The sequence below is a fragment of the Ensifer sp. GW821-FHT05G01 genome (assembly GCF_059419585.1).
The window spans coordinates 92307-109416 of the sequence record NZ_JBWKSC010000009.1 but is presented as its reverse complement, the minus strand read 5'-3'; the positions used below and the strand labels follow the sequence as shown (position 1 = coordinate 109416).

16 protein-coding genes are annotated in these 17110 nt (G+C 63.3%); 11 read left to right on the top strand and 5 right to left on the bottom strand.

Features of this window, described 5'->3' with window-relative positions:
- The first annotated feature begins 92 nt into the window (after positions 1-92).
- The 4 genes from AC07UR_RS21650 to AC07UR_RS21635 all read left to right on the top strand — a co-directional run bounded on the left by AC07UR_RS21650 (position 93) and on the right by AC07UR_RS21635 (position 2169).
- A complete protein-coding gene (locus AC07UR_RS21650) occupies positions 93-872 on the top strand; it encodes a helix-turn-helix domain-containing protein (RefSeq protein WP_209790185.1) in 780 nt (259 codons plus the stop codon).
- 93 nt (positions 873-965) lie between these two features.
- Positions 966-1361 carry a VOC family protein gene (locus AC07UR_RS21645; protein WP_173423301.1) on the top strand — a complete coding sequence of 132 codons (396 nt, stop codon included), beginning with the start codon at positions 966-968 and terminating at the stop codon, positions 1359-1361.
- A 54-nt stretch (positions 1362-1415) separates the two neighbouring features.
- The gene (locus AC07UR_RS21640) at positions 1416-1808 is read left to right on the top strand and encodes a VOC family protein (protein WP_173423302.1); all 393 of its coding nucleotides are present in this window, start codon (positions 1416-1418) and stop codon (positions 1806-1808) included.
- A gap of 10 nt (positions 1809-1818) precedes the next feature.
- Positions 1819-2169: a DUF1801 domain-containing protein gene (locus tag AC07UR_RS21635; protein ID WP_209790186.1), complete on the top strand. Its 351-nt coding sequence runs from the start codon at positions 1819-1821 to the stop codon at positions 2167-2169.
- 19 nt (positions 2170-2188) lie between these two features.
- Here the strand turns inward: AC07UR_RS21635 and AC07UR_RS21630 are convergent, their stop codons facing one another.
- The gene (locus tag AC07UR_RS21630) at positions 2189-3148 is read right to left on the bottom strand and encodes a LysR family transcriptional regulator (RefSeq protein ID WP_209790187.1); all 960 of its coding nucleotides are present in this window, start codon (positions 3146-3148) and stop codon (positions 2189-2191) included.
- Positions 3149-3256: 108 nt separating this feature from the next.
- On the opposite strand from AC07UR_RS21630, the gene AC07UR_RS21625 reads away from it, so the two are divergent.
- The 3 genes from AC07UR_RS21625 to ade all read left to right on the top strand — a co-directional run bounded on the left by AC07UR_RS21625 (position 3257) and on the right by ade (position 8383).
- Positions 3257-5056 carry an adenine deaminase gene (locus tag AC07UR_RS21625; protein ID WP_209790188.1) on the top strand — a complete coding sequence of 600 codons (1800 nt, stop codon included), beginning with the start codon at positions 3257-3259 and terminating at the stop codon, positions 5054-5056.
- Between the two features lie 60 nt (positions 5057-5116).
- Complete coding sequence (locus AC07UR_RS21620) at positions 5117-6520, top strand: NCS2 family permease (protein WP_209790189.1); 1404 nt, start codon at positions 5117-5119, stop codon at positions 6518-6520.
- A 72-nt stretch (positions 6521-6592) separates the two neighbouring features.
- The gene (gene ade, locus AC07UR_RS21615; RefSeq protein WP_209790190.1) at positions 6593-8383 is read left to right on the top strand and encodes an adenine deaminase; all 1791 of its coding nucleotides are present in this window, start codon (positions 6593-6595) and stop codon (positions 8381-8383) included.
- A gap of 73 nt (positions 8384-8456) precedes the next feature.
- Here the strand turns inward: ade and AC07UR_RS21610 are convergent, their stop codons facing one another.
- Positions 8457-9590: a serine hydrolase domain-containing protein gene (locus tag AC07UR_RS21610; protein WP_234941778.1), complete on the bottom strand. Its 1134-nt coding sequence runs from the start codon at positions 9588-9590 to the stop codon at positions 8457-8459.
- A 200-nt stretch (positions 9591-9790) separates the two neighbouring features.
- Positions 9791-10921: an NAD(P)/FAD-dependent oxidoreductase gene (locus AC07UR_RS21605; RefSeq protein WP_327795842.1), complete on the bottom strand. Its 1131-nt coding sequence runs from the start codon at positions 10919-10921 to the stop codon at positions 9791-9793.
- A gap of 375 nt (positions 10922-11296) precedes the next feature.
- On the opposite strand from AC07UR_RS21605, the gene AC07UR_RS21600 reads away from it, so the two are divergent.
- The 4 genes from AC07UR_RS21600 (at position 11297) to AC07UR_RS21585 (ending at position 15345) form a co-directional block, all read left to right on the top strand.
- On the top strand, positions 11297-12295 hold the full coding sequence (locus AC07UR_RS21600) for an SLAC1 anion channel family protein (RefSeq protein WP_209790192.1): 999 nt from the start codon (positions 11297-11299) through the stop codon (positions 12293-12295).
- Positions 12295-13254: a GlxA family transcriptional regulator gene (locus AC07UR_RS21595; RefSeq protein ID WP_209790193.1), complete on the top strand. Its 960-nt coding sequence runs from the start codon at positions 12295-12297 to the stop codon at positions 13252-13254. Before AC07UR_RS21600 ends, AC07UR_RS21595 begins: the two co-directional genes overlap by 1 nt.
- A gap of 106 nt (positions 13255-13360) precedes the next feature.
- Positions 13361-14038 (top strand): FadR/GntR family transcriptional regulator, encoded by a 678-nt coding sequence (locus AC07UR_RS21590; protein WP_209790194.1) that lies wholly within the window; start codon positions 13361-13363, stop codon positions 14036-14038.
- Positions 14035-15345 carry a CynX/NimT family MFS transporter gene (locus tag AC07UR_RS21585; protein ID WP_209790195.1) on the top strand — a complete coding sequence of 437 codons (1311 nt, stop codon included), beginning with the start codon at positions 14035-14037 and terminating at the stop codon, positions 15343-15345. The genes AC07UR_RS21590 and AC07UR_RS21585 overlap by 4 nt, the downstream gene beginning before the upstream one ends.
- Before the next feature lie 34 nt (positions 15346-15379).
- Here AC07UR_RS21585 and AC07UR_RS21580 read toward each other — a convergent pair whose 3' ends face one another.
- Positions 15380-16309, bottom strand: coding sequence for an electron transfer flavoprotein subunit alpha/FixB family protein (locus AC07UR_RS21580; protein WP_209790196.1), 930 nt, complete (start codon positions 16307-16309; stop codon positions 15380-15382).
- A 24-nt stretch (positions 16310-16333) separates the two neighbouring features.
- On the bottom strand, positions 16334-17083 hold the full coding sequence (locus tag AC07UR_RS21575; protein ID WP_209790197.1) for an electron transfer flavoprotein subunit beta/FixA family protein: 750 nt from the start codon (positions 17081-17083) through the stop codon (positions 16334-16336).
- Between the last annotated feature and the right edge of the window lie 27 nt (positions 17084-17110).

The following is a 17110-nucleotide window of genomic DNA, read 5'->3' as shown; positions in this document are numbered from 1 at the left end:
GACGGCTTGCCGGGTTCCGGAGCGATACGGTTGCCCGGCATTCGGCTGGCCACCCGGGCGAGGCGGTGCGAAAACTCTGACTTGGCTTTCGAATGACAGCATCGGCTCGCTACACGGAACTCCACGACCTTGCCGACCATGCGAGCGGGTTCGAAGCCGTCTGGGTTTCGACCAGCGATCGCAACGGGACGTATCGTGTCTTACCTGACGGGCGTTGCGACATCATCCTGCGGTTTGACGCCAGGCTGACGCCGATCACGGCAATCATGGTCGTGGTAACCGGGCCGACGACACGGTTCTACGACGTTGCGCTCGAGCCGGGCATGGGATTTGTCGGTATTCGCATGCGCCCCGGCTTCTTCGAAAGAATTCTCGGCTTCGAGCCGAACGGCCTGGCCGACGGCAACTTGACTGGAGACGATGCGCTCGCGGCCCTGCCCGATTTCGAAACGCTTTGTGCGCCAGCCCTCGATCGTGACGAATTGGCGGTACGTCTCGCCGCGTTCGTCCGTCAGCGCAGCCTCTCCAGCCGCTTCGCCCCTGCCCCGATCAGCGCGAGCGTGATCAGCGCATTCCATGCGGCCGGCGGCCGCCTGCGCGTCGGCGAGGTGGCGGCCATGCATGGTGTCAGCGAGCGCACCGTTCAACGCGTTCTCATCAGGGCGACCGGTCTCAAACCCAAGGCTTTCGCGAGCATTCTCCAGTTTCACCGTGCCTTGCGTCTTCTGCGCGACCATCGGCTGAGCCCGGCAGAGGCGGCACTGGAGGCCGGCTATGCGGATCAGGCGCACATGAACCGCGTCTTTCGCCGCATGGGCGGCTTCTCGCCGGCCCGCCTTCCCGATGTCACCCTCGTTACGCTCGGTGAGTGATGTCCGATTTGTTCAAGATTGAACTCTGGAGAATACCTATCTGATCTTTGGCACGCCCCTTCCGTGGCGGTGCCGTGCATCGAGGGGACAGATATGACGCCAAGCTTTGGGTACTCGATTGTCTATGTTGCCGATGTGATGGCGACAGTTTCCTTCTATGAGGCCGCGTTCGGTCTCAAGCGCAAGTTCGTCCACGACGGCAAACTTTATGCCGAGATGGAGACCGGCCAGACGACCCTCGCCTTTGCCGGCGAAGCGATGGCCGAGATGAACGGTTTCGCCATCCGCGCCAACCGCAGGACCGATCTGGCGCCGGGGTTCGAGCTTGCGCTGATCTTCGCTGATCCTCATGACGCGTATCGCAAAGCCGTCGCCGCCGGCGCTAGCCCGGTGAAACCGCCGGAAGAAAAGCCCTGGGGCCAGATCGTCGGCTATGTCCGTGACATCAATGGCTGCCTGATCGAGATCGCCTCGGCCGTGCGCTCCTGAGCCGTTCCTTGACAACGCAGATGCCTCGGGGATCTCACTGAATGGAGATATCAAATGCAGCCCATGACCGCCTCGCCCTGCATCACCACCCAGCGGATCGACGAGACAAGAGACTTTTACACGAACTGCCTCGGCGCGGCGGTTGTCTTTGATTGTGGCTGGTACATCAGCCTTGAATTCGAGGGCGGGCAGTCCTTGCAGTTCATGGAGCCACAGGCGGGACAGGCTTTGTGCAGCCCTGCTGGCCTGACCTACAATTTTCGAGTTGGTGACGTCGACGCTGATTACGCTGAGATCACCGCATCGGGCGTGGAACCAAGTGCTGCGATCGAGGATCATCCGTGGGGCGACCGCGGCTTTGCCATCCAGGATCCGAACGGCATCGCCCTCTACATCTATTCCGACCGGGAGCCGGCACCGGAGTTCAAATCATTCTTCAAAGTGTGAGGCGGCCACGATGGATAAACGTATCGAAACATTCCTCGTCGACATCCGCGACCGCGGTGAGACCCAGTTCGCAATCGTTTCGCACCTGCGCGAGATCGTGCTGGCATCCGGCCCTGATATTTCGGAAGAGATCAAATATGGCGGACTGCTATTTTCCGCTGCGCGACCGTTCTGCGGCATCTTTCCCTACACCGCGCATGTCACTCTCGAATTCAGCGAAGGCGCCGCACTGCCCGACACCCATGGCGTGCTGATGGGTCAAGGCAAGGGACGCCGCCACATCAAGATGCAATCCCTGTCCGATATCGCGGAGAGGCATGTCGCCGCCTATGTCGGCATGGCGTTGGGGGCCGCCGGTTGATCGGAACGAATGCGCCTTATCAGCGGCCTGCAGCGTTCGGCATGCTGACCTTCTCGACATAATAGCGCGGGATGCCTGTGCGCTCGCGATCGCGATAAAAGTCGATGCAGAATTCCACAAAGGCCCTGAAGCGCTTCGATACGTGCCGGCGCCTCGAATAGATCAGGTTGATCGCCGTCTTCGGCGAGGACCAATCAGGCAGCACCGGCTGCAGCAGTCCTGCCTGCCGCTCCGTCTCCACGAAGAATTCCGGCAGGTAGGCGATCCCCTCTCCCGCAACGGCGAAATACTTGATCGTCCAGTAGTCGTTGGTTGTGCAGGTCGCCGTCGGCAACAGGTCTGTTTCGGCAGCTCCATCCCGCGTCAGATACCAGGACTGCAGCCGTGTCGGCTGGCGAAAGACGAGGCCGCGGTGGCCGGCGAGCTCGTCGGGCGTCGATGGCTGGCCGTGCCGCGCAACGTAATCAGCGCTGGCAAACAGGCCGTAGGACGAGACCGAAAGCCGCCGACTGATATAGTCGACATCAGACGGTTCACCCCAGTGAAAGATGCCGTCGAGCGCCTGTTCGGTGACATCTGAGAACGGCTGCCTGGAGCTTAGGAAAACCACGTCGAGATTGACCTGCGGGTATTGCTGCCGAAAGGCGTAAAGCAGCTCGGATGTGATCGTCGTGCCGAATTCGCCGGTCGAGCCGACGCGCAGCGTGCCCGCCACCTCCTGGCGCATCTCGGCCATCGCCGTTGCCGCATCCTCGCAATTCGACTGGATCAGCCGGGCATAGCGCAGAAACTCGGCTCCGGCATCGGTCACATGCAGTTGGTGCCCCTCGCGCACGAAAAGTTCGATACCGAACTCGTCCTCCAGCTGGCGGATCTTGTGGCTGAGTGTCGATTTCGGCAATCGATGCAGGCGCGAAGCCGCTGAAATCGAACGGGAATCGGCAACTTTGACGAAGCAGTCGAGAAGCGAAAGGTCCATGTTTCGTCCAAAATCTTGGATGATATGTCCGAGAAATACGCCATTTCGGCCCATTGTACAAACGAAACCAAACTGGGAAACTTCATCGACGCTAAGGGAGTGGTTTCAGTGAGCAATATCAGAGAATTCATCCGGGCAGCCTCGGGCACCGGCAACAAGGCCACATTGGCGATCCGCGGCGGCCGGCTGGTCAACGTCGTCTCCGAAGAGATCTACCAGGCCGATGTCGCGATCTATGGCGAGCGGATCATCGCCGTCGGTGACATCTCCGACTATGTCGGGCCGGACACAAAGATCATCGATGCCACCGGCAAGTACCTGGCACCCGGCATGATCGACGGCCATCTGCATGTCGAATGCTCGAAAATGTCGCTGACGAGCTTTGCCAAGGCGGTCGTGCCGCTCGGTACCACCTCGATCGTCACCGGCCTCGACCAGATCATCGTCGTCGGCGGCCCGGCCGCCGCGCGCGAATTCCTCGACGAGGCGCGGGAGACACCGCTGAAGGTGTTCTGGGGCGCGCCGTGCAAGACCCCCTACACCATGCCGCGCTCCACCGTCGGCCATTATTTCAGCCCGGCCGATCACCAGGCCACCCACCACTGGCCGGAATGCGTCGGTATCTGGGAAACGGTGCGCGAGTTCATCCAGGAAGAGGACCCCGACGTGCTGGCAGCGCTCGAGCTTGCCGAAAAGAGCCGGCTGCCGGTTCTCGGCTGCTGCCCGATGACGCGCGGCGCGCGCCTCAACGGCTACCAGCAGTCGGGCGTGCGCGCCGACCACGAAAGCTATTCGCCTGAGGAAATGCTCGAGAAGCTTCGGGCCGGCATGCACGTCGTCGTGCGCGAATCCTCGATCTCCCACTTCCTTTCCGACAATCTGCGCATCGTCACCGAAATGGGCGTGAAGGCGCTGCGTCGCATCAGCTTCTGCACCGACGACGTCGTTGCCAGCGATATTCTCAAGCGCGGCCACCTTGACAACATGGTCCGCATGGCGATCGCCATGGGCATTTCGCCGATGGCCGCCATCCAGATGGCGACGATCAACGGCGCCGATGCGCTGCGCATCGACGACAAGGTCGGCTCGATCTCGCCCGGCCGAGCCGCCGACATCCTGCTGGTCAACGACCTGCGCGAATTCCGGATCGACGCCGTCATCGCCAAGGGCGAGGAGGTCGCCCGCGACGGGCGCATGGCCATCGAACTGGTGCCGCCGCCGCGCAGCGCCGAATTGCTCACCTCGATGAAGGTCGCACCGCTTGAACTCGACGATCTGAAGCTGCGCTACGACGGTGTCGGCGACACTGCCGCAGCCATGGCAATTGCCGTCACCCCGGAAAAGATCTTCGTGCGCACCCGCCGCGACGTCACCCTGCCGGTCAAGGATGGCTGCGTGCTCGCCGACCCGGCCCAGGACATCCAGTATGTCACCGTGGTCGAGCGCTACGGCAAGACGAAAAATCGCCCGGTTGCCTTCACCTCCGGCTTCGGACTGCGCGAAGGCGCAATCGCCAGCTCGACCGCACCTGATGACAACAACATCATCTGCATCGGCGCCAACCCGGAAGACATGCTGGTCGCCATCAACCACCTCATTGCCAACCACGGTGGCCAGGTGGTGGTCAAGGACGGCAAGGTCCTCTCCTTCCTGCACCTGCCGATCGGCGGCATCGTATCCGACATCGAACCGTCTGACATGGCGGCGCTGGAGGACGAACTGGATGATGCGGCGCGGGCGCTCGGCTGCACCCTGCCCTGGCCGTTCATGTACATGTTCGTGCTTCAAATCACGGCGATCCCGGAATATGCCATCACCGATCTCGGGGTCGTCGATTGCGTCCAGCTGAAGGTCATCTCGCCGCTTCATGGGAATGGTGGCGAGGACGAGCGCGCAGCAGCGGAATAAAGCCTTGGAAGGGGTCGGCATTGCCGGCCCCTTCCTCACTTCAAAAAAAGGGGAACACGAATGAACTACCAACCCAAGGCAGTGGAGCCGGCCTCTGGCAAGGCGCAAGCCTCCCGGCTTGCCAGCCTGCTCGACCGCTACTTCCAGATCTCCAAATTCGGCTCGACGATCCGCACCGAAGTCCTCGCGGGATTGACGACCTTTCTCGCCGCCTCCTACGTGATCGTCGTCAACCCGTCGATCCTGTCGCATGCCGGTATTCCGTTCTCGGCGGGTGTCACGGCGACGGTGCTCGTCAGCTTCATCGGCAGTTGCGCCATGGGGCTTTATGCCCGAAGCCCGATTCTCGTCGCTCCTGGCATGGGCATCAACGCGCTCTTTGCCTACACCATGGTCGTCGGCGCCAAGGTGCCGCTCGAAATCGCGCTCGGCTGCGTTTTCTGGGCCGGCGTGCTTTTCACCGTCATGGCCTTCTTCAACCTGCGCCAGACGATCATCGAGGCGATCCCGGTCGACCTGCGCTATGGCATCGCCTGCGGCATCGGCCTGTTCATCGCGCTGATCGGCTTCGAAAACGCCAAGTTCATCGTCGCCAACCCCGACACGATCGTGGGGCTGACGACCTTCAACCCGGTTACCCTTACCTTCATCGCCGGCTTCATCCTGACCGTCGGCCTCGTGGTTCGTAAGGTTCCCGGTGCGATGATGGCCGGCATGATCCTCACCACCATCCTGTCGATCCCGATCGGCCGCTGGTGGGGCGATGGCAGCGCCTTCTGGCCGGACACACCTGACGTCCATACGCTCGTCAACTGGAGCGGATTTTCCGCAGCACCCGACTTCAGCTTCGTCGGCCAGATCGATCTCATCGGCGCCTTGAGCCTGATCTACGTGCCGTTCATCTTCGTCTTCCTGTTCACCAACTTCATCGAGGCGCTCTCGACCTTCCTCGGCCTTGCCGAAGCGGCCGACCTCAAGGACGAACAGGGATTGCCGCGCAACATCAAGCAATCGATGCATGTCGACGCCGTCGCAGCCTTGATCTCGGCGCCGCTCGGTACCAGCCCCGCCACCGTCTACCTGGAATCCGGCGCCGGCATTGCCCAGGGCGGAAGAACCGGTCTCGTCGCCCTCGTCGCCGGGCTGCTGTTCGTGCCGTTCCTGTTCCTGTCGCCACTCCTGTCGCTGGTTCCGGCCGTGGCAACCGCACCGGTCCTGATCCTCACCGGTCTCTTCATGTCCGAACCGATGAGCAAGATCCGCTGGACCGACATCGACGAGGCGATCCCTGCCTTCCTCGCCATCGTGCTGATCCCGCTGACGTTCTCGATCACGCTCGGCCTGTCGCTGGCCATCATCGCCTATGTGCTGATCAAGCTGGTCTGCGGCCGGGCGGGTGATGTAAAGCCGGTCATGTGGTTCGTCGCCTTGCTTGCGGCAGCGCTCGTCGCCCAGACCCAGTAACGCCTCCCGGCGCCCCTTGTCTCCAGTCGTGCGAAGGGGCGCCGGCATCGTCTCCATTCGAAGGAACCTGTCATGCTTCAATCCTGGTCTAGGACCGCACCCGAGCTTGTCGACGTCGCCATGGGCCGCACACCGGCGGACCTCGTGATCCGCAACGGCAAATGGGTCAACGTCTATTCCGGCGAGATCATCCCGCACACCGACATTGCAGTCAAAGCCGGTCGCTTCGCCTATGTCGGGGCCGACGCCAGCCATACGATCGGCGAAGGCACGAAGGTGGTCGATGCTGGCGGCCGCTATCTCGTGCCGGGGCTCTGCGACGCGCATATGCATGTCGAAAGCGGCCTCGTCACCGTCACCGAATTTGCCCGCGCCGTCATCCCGCATGGCACCACGACGATGTTCATCGATCCGCACGAGATCGCCAACGTGCTCGGCCTTGCCGGCGTCAAGCTGATGAACGACGAGGCGCAGAGCCTGCCAATCAACGTCTATGTGCAGGTGCCGAGCTGCGTGCCGAGTGCGCCCGGGCTCGAAACCGCGGGTGCCGAACTTTCGGCCAAGGATGTGGCCGAAGCCCTGAGCTGGCCGAATATCATCGGCCTCGGCGAGATGATGAATTTCCCCGGCGTCGCCTTCAACGATGAGAAGATGGTTGCCGAAATCGCTGCAACGCAGGACGCCGGGCTAACCGTTGGCGGTCATTATGCCTCGCCGCATCTCGGCCGCGAGTTTCACGCCTATGCCGCAGGCGGCCCGGCCGACGACCACGAGGGGACTACCGTCGAGGACGCGATTGCCCGCGTCCGGCAGGGCATGCGCGCCATGCTGCGGCTCGGTTCCGCCTGGTTCGATGTTGCAGCCCAGGTCAAGGCGATCACCGAGGCCGGTGTCGATCCGCGCAACTTCCTGCTCTGCACCGACGACAGCCACTCCGGTACCCTCGTGCACGACGGCCACATGAACCGGGTGGTGCGCCACGCCATCGCGCAAGGTCTGAAGCCGATCACCGCCATCCAGATGGCGACGCTCAACACCGCCCAGCATTTCGGCGTCGAACGCGAACTCGGCTCGATCGCGCCCGGAAGGCGCGCCGACCTGATCATCACCTCGGATCTTGCCGCCCTGCCGATCGAGATGGTGTTTGCCCGCGGCGAACTCATGGCGGAGTCCGGCGCGCTGGTGCGCGACATCCCGCCCTTCGTCTATCCGGCAAGCGCACGCAACACCGTGCATCTCGGCAAGACGCTGAAGGCTGGCGACTTCGACATCGGCCTCAACTCTACGGAAAGTCGCGCGCGTGTGCGCGTGATCGGCGTCGTCGAGAACCAGGCACCGACGCGGGCGCTGGAGGCCGAGCTTTCGGCTGCGGGTGGCATCATCGAGATGGACCGCGCGAAGGACGTCTGCCAGATCGCGCTGGTGGAACGCCACCGCGGCACCGGCGACGTCGTCAACGCCTTCGTTTCCGGCTTCGGCTACGACAGCGACTGCGCCGTTGCCAGCACCGTTGCCCATGACAGCCACCACATGATCGTCGTCGGCACCAACAAAGACGACATGGCCAAGGCCGCCAACCGCCTGCATGAAGTCGGCGGCGGCATCGTCGTGATCAAGGGCGGCGAGGAGCTGGCCCTGGTCGAGCTGCCGGTGGCGGGATTGATGTCGGACCAGCGCGCCGAGATCGTGGCCGACAAGGCCGCAGCACTCGTCGAGGCGATGCGCGTCTGCGGCTGCCGCCTGAACAATGCCTACATGCAGCATTCGCTGCTGGCGCTCGTCGTCATCCCCGAGCTGCGTATTTCCGACAAGGGCCTGATCGATGTCAGGACTTTCGAGAAGGTCGACGTCGTCATTTCGTAGTTGCAAAGACACTCGACCGCCCGAACGGGCGGTCGAGATCTGGTTTCGAAACGTGTGGGAGATGTCCGGCGACCTAGCTGTCGAGGATGATGCCAACGGCCCGATCGAGCACCGGGTGCAGACCGCTGGCGTAGAAGGACATCCGGTAGCCCGAGCCGACATTGCTGGTCATGGCGATCGTCAGGCCCGAGATCGGCTCGTGCTGCATCACGGTGACATAGCCGGGAATGCTACCCTGGTGACCGTAGAAAAGCCGGTCGGCGTAGCTGCTCTGGAACAGCCCTGCCCCGGTCTCACGCATCCGCGTGCCGGGAAAGCTGACCGCGACGCGGCCTTCACTCATCTCCCTGAACATTTCGCGGGTCAGCAGCTTGCCGCCGAACAGCCCCCGCATGAACGCGACCATGTCGCCCGGCGTCGAGACCATGTCACCGCAGGCGTAGGCGGCCGTGAACGGAAACGAATCCGAGGAATCCTGCAGCGCGTCGGAATAGGGAAGCACGCCGTCCATGCGCCACATCTCGGCGCCGGCAGCGATACCCGCACCCGCGTTCGCCGCCGGTGGTGGGCGGTGATAGTAGCCGCGCACCATGCGCTCGGCAGGAAAGCTCTCGGTCGCGGGCGACCAGGTATTTTCGAGCCCGAGCGGCTCGAGCACCTGCTGGCGGACATAGGCGCCGAGTGACCGGCCGCTGATCTCTTCGATCAGCATGCCGGCCAGCACATAACCGGTGTTGTTGTAGACGGCCGGGCCACCGGGCGCCGCCTGCCCGCCGACCTGAAAGGCGAGATCGACCAGTTCCGCCGGCGTCCAGATGCGGTCCGGCGTCATCGGTATGTCGTACTCGAATTCCGGCAGCCCACCGCGATGATTGACGAGCTGACGCACGGAAATTGCGCTCGCTCCCGGCAGATCCGGAAACCAGTGCGAGATCGGCGCGCTCAGATCCACGGCACCGCTTTCGGCCAGCCTCATCAGGGCGGCAACGGTGAACGTCTTGGTGCAACTGCCGATCTTGAACAGCTGCGTCGGCGAGACCGGCATGCCCCGCGCCCGATCGGACATTCCCGACGTCACGGCCACGATCTCGCTATCACCCTGCGAGAAGGCCAGGGAAACCCCGACGGCACCCTCGTTGGTGTAGCCTCCAAGCAGTCGGCTCAGATCGGCAAGCCTGGCGCTGTCACTGACTGTCATCTCGTCCATTCCACTTCCTCCGTGATATCGACGTTGGCAAAATTCTGGCGGCCGAGGGCGTCGAGCGGGATTACCGATGCGAGGAGCGCGGTGCGCGGCATCGGCCGGGCGGACTTCAGAGCAAACGCTCGTGCTCGCACTGGCGTCGACGCCGCCGCGGATGTCCCCTCACCGCATCGGCGACGTTTCTATTCTTCTGATCTGCCTGGTCATTGCCCGACCGTGGAAAGCGTCGAGGTGGGGGCCGCCTCTAGAAATCGGGTTGGCGCCAGTGCATCGAACGCAACGCCGAGTTCGGCGACATCCTCAGGCATCGTGGCATCGCGAAGCAGCGCCGAGGCGATCCGCGCAAGCGTGAGCGACACCTGAAAACCATAGCCACCCTGGCCACCGAGCCAGAAGAAGCCTGGTAGCCGCGGATCGAAACCGACGACAGGGGTGCGATCCGGTGCGAAGGTACGCAATCCCGCCCACGGCCTTTGCGGGCGACCGATGCGGAGTTCTGTCGCCTGCTCGATCCGGTCGACGGCGACAGCGACGTCGATATCCTCGGGATAGGCATCGCAGGGCGGCGTGTCCGTTTCGTCGGCAAGTGAGCCGATCAGCTTTCCCGCATCCGGCTTGAAGTAGAAACGCTCGTGCAGATCGACGGCGAGCGGCCATCGGCGCGCGTCGAGCCCCCCGGGCGGATCGAACATGAAGGCGGTGCGGCGCTTCGGCATGAAACCAAGGCCGGTTAGTCCTGCGCGCTCGGCGACAACATCGACCCAGGCGCCGGCGGCGTTGACGACCATGTCAGCCTCGTAGGAGCCAGCCGACGTTTCCACCTGAAAGCGGCCGGAAACACGTGCGATCGAAAGCACCTCCTCGCCGGAGACGACAGTCCCGCCAAGCGCCTTCAACGAGGCGGCCGAGGCATGCACCATCTTGCCGGTGTCGATATCAAGAGCACCGGGCTCGTAGACGCCACCGCAGGTGGTGTCGGTGCGGATCACCGGAATGAGGGCATTGACTTCCTCTGCCGAAAGCCGGCGAACGCTCGGCACCAGCGCCCGGTACTTCTGCGCCAGTTCATCGACGACCTGATCGTCAGCGCAACCGCCGAAATGCACGGCGCCACGCACATGCTCGGCAAAACCGCCATCGACGATGGCTGCCCGGCTGGCAACGGATAGCGCGCGCACGACCGCATTGCCGTAGGTCTCGGTAAACAGAGCCGCTGAGCGACCGCTCGAATGATAACCGAGATGGACCTCGCGCTCGATGAGCGTGGCCGATGCCCATTGCTGGACGGCAGCGGCGACCGAAAGCCCGGCGATACCGCCGCCAATGACAATCACTTTGGGAGAAGAGGGTCCTGAGCGCATAGGTATTGGTAAAATCATTTTCCTATACGGTCAATATTTAGCGCATCGGAAAATAGTTGATGCTTATTGCGAGACGGCCCGCGAGGGCGCGGCAGGCGTGCAGTGCATTTGCTCAGGCGACGAACCACATCCGAAAGACGTTCCTCGACGTCACCGACCGCGGCGCGACAGATAAATAGCGCTCGGCGCTTCCTCCCCCCTCCGCGCAGAAGCTGGCCGCAGGGCTGCTGCATTCAGTCAGTGGCCGATTTGATGCGCAATCCGGCCGAAATAATCCCTTCAGCACTATTCATGCCAAAACAGGTTTCACTTATATTCTCGGTAACAACATCCGAAGTGGAGAATGTCATGTCGAACGTCGGAATACTGGACGACGCCCCGGTCACGCCCGCCCACGGTCACACGATTGCCAATCTGCCGATCAATCTCTTCGCCTCGGTCATGGGGCTGACGGGCCTCAGCCTGGCATGGCGCGAAGCCGTGAAAGTCATCGCCGTTCCCGGCATTCCCGGCGAACTCATCGGCTGGTTCGCCGCAGTCACCTTCATCACGCTTGCCATCGGCTATGCCGCGAAATGGGTTCGTCACCCCGCCGCCGTCGCCACGGAGTTCCGTCATCCCGTTCAAGGAAATTTTTTCGCCACCATCGCCGTCGGACTGTTGCTGCTATCGGCTTTCTTCGAACGCTATAGCGTTACGGCCAGCCAGGTCGTCTGGATCATCGGGCTCATCCTGACCTTCACACTCGCCTATCTGGTTGCCACACGGTTTCTGATCTCACGTGAGAACGCAGAACACACGCTGCCGCCACTGCTAATCCCCGGGGTCGCCACACTCGACATCGCCGTCACTGGCAAAGCCATGCCGTTTGCCTGGGCTCATGAGATCAACGTGTTCGCCTTCGCCGTCGGCAGCGTCATCGCCGGGATCTTTATCACCCTGATCTTTGCCCGGTTACGGCACCACGATCCCCTGCCGCTGGCTTCCCGGCCATCGATGATGGTTCTCGTCGCTCCGTTTGCCGTCGGTTTTCTCGCCTATACCAATCTCACCGGCACCGTGGACATCCTTGCCAGTGTGCTCTTCTATTTCGCCTTCTTCCTGATGCTGGTGCTGTCACCGATCGTGTTTCGCAGCCACGTCCCGTTCAGCGTTGCCTGGTGGGCCATCAGCTTTCCGCTCGCCGCCTTCTCGATCGCCTTCTTCCGCTATGCTGAAGCCGCCGGAACGGAATTGCTTCGCGCCCTCGCTATCGCCATGTTCGTTTTTCTCACCGGCGCCATCGGTATTGTCTTCGTGAGGACGATGAACGAGGTTCTGTCGGGGAAACTGTTTCGGGTGCACTGATGTCGAAGGTCCATGTTGCCATTCTGGCGATGCCGGACGTCCAGTTGCTGGATGTCGTCGGGCCGTCGGATGTGTTTGCGGAAGCAAACCGCCAGAGTGGCACGGACTTCTATCGCGTGGCGTTGGTCGGGCGGGACGACAGCCCGATCCGCGGCACCTCTGGCCTCCGCCTGCTGCCGGACCGCACGATCGACGATGCACCCGATGATTTCCACACCGTGCTTGTCGCCGGTGATCCGCTGATCCAGACACGGCCCATTCCCGAAACGGTAATCGCCTGGGTGAAGGCGGCATCGGAAGGGCCGGGCCGACTTGGCTCCGTCTGCTCCGGCGCGTTTGTCCTCGGCGAGGCCGGGCTACTCGACGGGCGCCGAGCGACGACGCACTGGTCGCAGGCGGCCGAGTTTGCCCGGCGCTTTCCTGAGGTGAAGCTGGAGCCCAACCGCATCTTTACCCGTGACGGCAACATCTGGACCTCGGCCGGGGTGACAGCCGGCATCGATCTCGCCCTTGCCATCGTCGAAAAGGATCTCGGCGTCGAGACCGCGCTGAAAGTCGCGCGCGAACTCGTGGTCTTCCTCAAGAGGCCCGGCGGGCAGTCGCAGTTCAGCACGCATCTGGCGACGCAGGTCGCCCAGCGCACACCGATCCGGTCAGCCCAGGAATATATCGCCGACAATATGACGGCCGACCTGTCGGTGGCTGCGATGGCAAAACGCGCCGGCATGAGCGCACGCAACTTTGCCCGCCAATTCAAGCTCGAGGTCGGCATGACGCCCGGCGACTATGTGGAAGCGATGCGGCTGGAGGCCGGCCGCCGCCTGGCAGAGGAGACGACCGCGCCGATGAAGAAGATCGCCCGCGATCTCGGCTTCAACGACGATGTGGCTTTCCGCCGGGCTTTTGTCCGCAAGTTCGGCGTCTCGCCGGTCGCCTACCGCCGGTCTTTCGGCGCCTGAACCGGGCGAGGAAAAGCGGGCGCCAATGGCGCCACCCATGAGTTGGTTGACGACAGCGGAATCCGGGCGTACTCATCAAGTCATCTGATGACTTGATGAGTGTGTAATGCAGCCCGTCAACCGTACCAATCTTGCAGACAGCGCCGCTGAAAACCTGCGCACCGAAATCGTCAGCGGCCGCTGGGGTGTGGGCGACCGCATCCCGAACGAAACAGCACTGACCGAGCTTTTATCCGTCAGCCGCGGCACGGTGCGCGAAGCCGTGCGTGTGCTGGTCTCGCAAGGCCTGCTCGATACCCGCCAGGGCTCCGGCACCTATGTGCGCTCGGCGGTCGATCCGGCGGGCGCGCTCGACCGCGTCAAACGCGCCGGACTGCGCGATCAATGGGAGGCGCGCGCCGCCCTTGATGTCGAGGCCGCCAGACTTGCGGCAATCCGCCATGCGCCAGGCGACCTCGAGCGAATGACCCGTCTGCTTCAGGCGCGCGGTACCATCGCCGATGGCGGCTATGAAGCATTCGGCCAACGCGACATCGCGTTCCACAAATCCATCGTCGATGCCTCGGGCAACCGCGCCATCGTCGGCCTCTATGATTTCTTCACCGCATCGATCCTCGAAACCATTCACTCGACACTCAAGGGCGACGTGCCGGAACCGGACGACGAGGCCCATGCGGCTATCGTCACGGCCATCGCCACCGGCGATCCGGACCGCGCTGCCGCCTCGGTCCGCGCCTTCATGGCGCCGGTGCTGCGCGAACTCGACAGGCTTCTTTCGCAATGAACCAGACTTTTCGCGACCCCAATCCGTCGGCCCATCAGATCGCGGCCAGCAATGGCCTCGAAGATCAGCTCATCGACGCTGAAGCCGATAGCGTTCCCGAACCGCAGCCGCCGGTCATGCCCCGCGGAGCGGCGCGCTTCGTGCTCGGCGCCAGCCTGGTGCTGATCGCCTTCAACCTGCGTCCGCTGTTTTCCAGCCTCTCGGTGCTTTTGCCGGAGGTGATGCGCGACACCGGTCTTTCGACCTCAGGCGCCAGCCTGCTGACGACGCTGCCGGTGCTTTGCCTCGGCCTCTTTGCCCCGCTCGCGCCAAAACTGGCGCAGCGATTTGGTGCCGAACGCACGTTGCTTGGGGCTCTGCTCCTGCTGGCGCTCGGCACGGCGCTTCGCGGTTTCGGACCGGTGCCCCTGCTCTTCCTGTCGACATTTGCGGCGGGTGCCGCCATCGCCATCGGCAACGTCCTGCTTCCCGGCCTCGTCAAGCGCGACTTTGCCGACAAGGCGGCTGTTATGACCGGGCTTTATACGATGGCGCTTTGCGCAGGCGCTGCCGGGGCCGCCGGTCTGACCCTGCCGCTCGAACACGGCGTCACCGGCTCCTGGTCGGGGGCCCTTGCCATTTGGGCGCTTCCCGCCTTCATCGTCCTGTTGATCTGGACGCCGCAGGCGCTTGGCAGCAAAGCGCAGGTGAGACACACCGGCTTTCGTGTCGTCGGCCTCTGGCGCGACCGGCTCGCCTGGCAGGTCACGCTGTTCATGGGCCTGCAATCGGCGCTCGCCTACTGCATCTTCGGCTGGCTCGCCCCCATTCTGCGGGAGCGCGGCTTCGACCCAGCAACGGCCGGCGCGATCGTCTCGGTCTCGATCATGACCCAGGTCGTCACCTGCCTGCTGGTCCCCTCGTTTGCGGTTCGCCGCAAGGACCAACGCGGCATCAATGTCGCGCTGGTCGCGGCAGCGGTCGTCGCGCTGCTCGGCATTCTCTTTGCGCCGCCGTCGACGGTGATCTTCTGGGCCATTCTGCAGGGGTTCGGCCAGGGCGGGCTGATTGCGGTCGCAATGACACTGATCGTGCTGCGCTCGCCCGATTCCCACGTTGCCGCCCATCTCTCGGGCATGGCGCAAGGGGTCGGCTATGTGCTCGCCGCTATCGGCCCGCTGCTTGTCGGGCTCATTCGTGACTGGACCGGAAGTTTCGATGCCGCCGCCGTCCTGTTCGTGGCGCTTGGCCTCGGCGCGGCGATCATGGGCTTTGGCGCCGGCCGCGCGCTGCATGTCGGCGCGCAAACGATCAGGATCGACGACTGAACATCATTGTTCAGCCGTCGTTTCTCAAACCTATTCAGGAAGCCCGCTCCATTTCCGGCAGGGCCTCAAACAGGTCTGCGACGAGGCCGTAGTCGGCGACCTGGAAGATCGGCGCCTCCTCGTCCTTGTTGATGGCGACGATGACCTTACTGTCCTTCATGCCGGCCAGATGCTGGATCGCACCGGAGATGCCGCAGGCGATGTAGAGATCGGGGGCGACCACCTTGCCGGTCTGGCCGACCTGCCAGTCGTTCGGGGCGTAGCCGGCATCGACGGCGGCGCGCGATGCGCCGACGGCGGCACCGAGCTTGTCGGCAACCGGAAGGATGACTTCCTGGAACTTTTCCGACGAACCGAGCGCCCGGCCACCCGAGATGATGATCTTGGCCGAGGTCAGTTCCGGACGATCCGACGACGACAACGCGTCGGCGACGAAGGTCGACAGACCCGGGTTGGCGGCGGCCGCGATCGTCTCGACCGAGGCAGAGCCACCTTCGGAGGCCGAGGCGAACGAGGCGGTGCGCACGGTGATCACCTTCTTGGCTTCGCTCGTCTGCACCGTCTGGATGGCGTTGCCGGCATAGATCGGACGCTTGAAGGTGTCGGAAGAGACAACTTCGGTGATTTCCGAGACCTGGACGACGTCGAGAAGGGCTGCAACCCGCGGCAGCACGTTCTTGCCGACCGAGGTGGCGGCGGCCAGAATGGTGTCGTAGCTGCCGGCAAGCGAGACGATCAGCGCCGCCAGCGGCTCGGCCAGGTTGTTGGCAAGGCTTGCATCCTCGGCCACCAGCACCTTGGCGACGCCGGAAAGCTTGGCGGCCTGGTCAGCTGCCGCCTTGGCGCCGGCACCGGCCACCAGCACATGCACGTCGCCGCCGATTTTGCTCGCTGCCGTCAGCGCCTTGGCGGTCTGGTCGGAAAGGTGGCTGCCGTCGTGATCAGCCAGAAGCAGAATAGCCATGATGAAATCTCCCTTTCCTGAAACTTAAAGCACGCCGGCTTCGGTCTTGAGCTTTTCGACCAGTTCGGCCACCGACTTGACCTTGATGCCGGCCTTGCGGCCTTCCGGCTCCTCGGTCTTCAGCACCTTCAGCCGTGGCGTCGTGTCGACGCCGAAATCAGCCGGGGTCTTCTTGTCGAGCGGCTTCTTCTTCGCCTTCATGATGTTGGGAAGCGAGGCATAACGCGGCTCGTTGAGGCGCAGGTCGGTGGTGACCACGGCCGGAAGTTTGATGTCGATCGTCTGCAGGCCGCCATCGACTTCACGTGTCACGGTTGCCTTGCCGTCGCCGATCTCGACCTTGGAGGCGAAGGTGCCTTGCGCCCAGCCGAGTAGCGCCGACAGCATCTGGCCGGTCTGGTTCGAATCGTCGTCGATCGCCTGCTTGCCGACGATGATCAGGCCGGGCTGTTCGGCCTCGGCCACACCCTTGACGATCTTGGCGACGGCGAGCGGCTCGACCTGGTCTTCGGTCTCGACAAGGATCGCCCGGTCGGCACCCATGGCGAGCGCGGTCCTGAGCGTCTCTTCGGCCTTGGCCGGTCCAACCGACACGACCACGACCTCGTCGGCCTTGCCGGCTTCCTTCAGCCGCAGCGCCTCTTCCACCGAGATCTCGTCGAACGGGTTCATCGACATCTTCACATTCGCCAGCTCGACGCCCGAGCCGTCCGCCTTCACCCGGATCTTGACGTTGTAGTCAACCACCCGCTTAACCGTCACAAGTATTTTCATGGCCAACCCTTTCCGGCAATTCTCGTT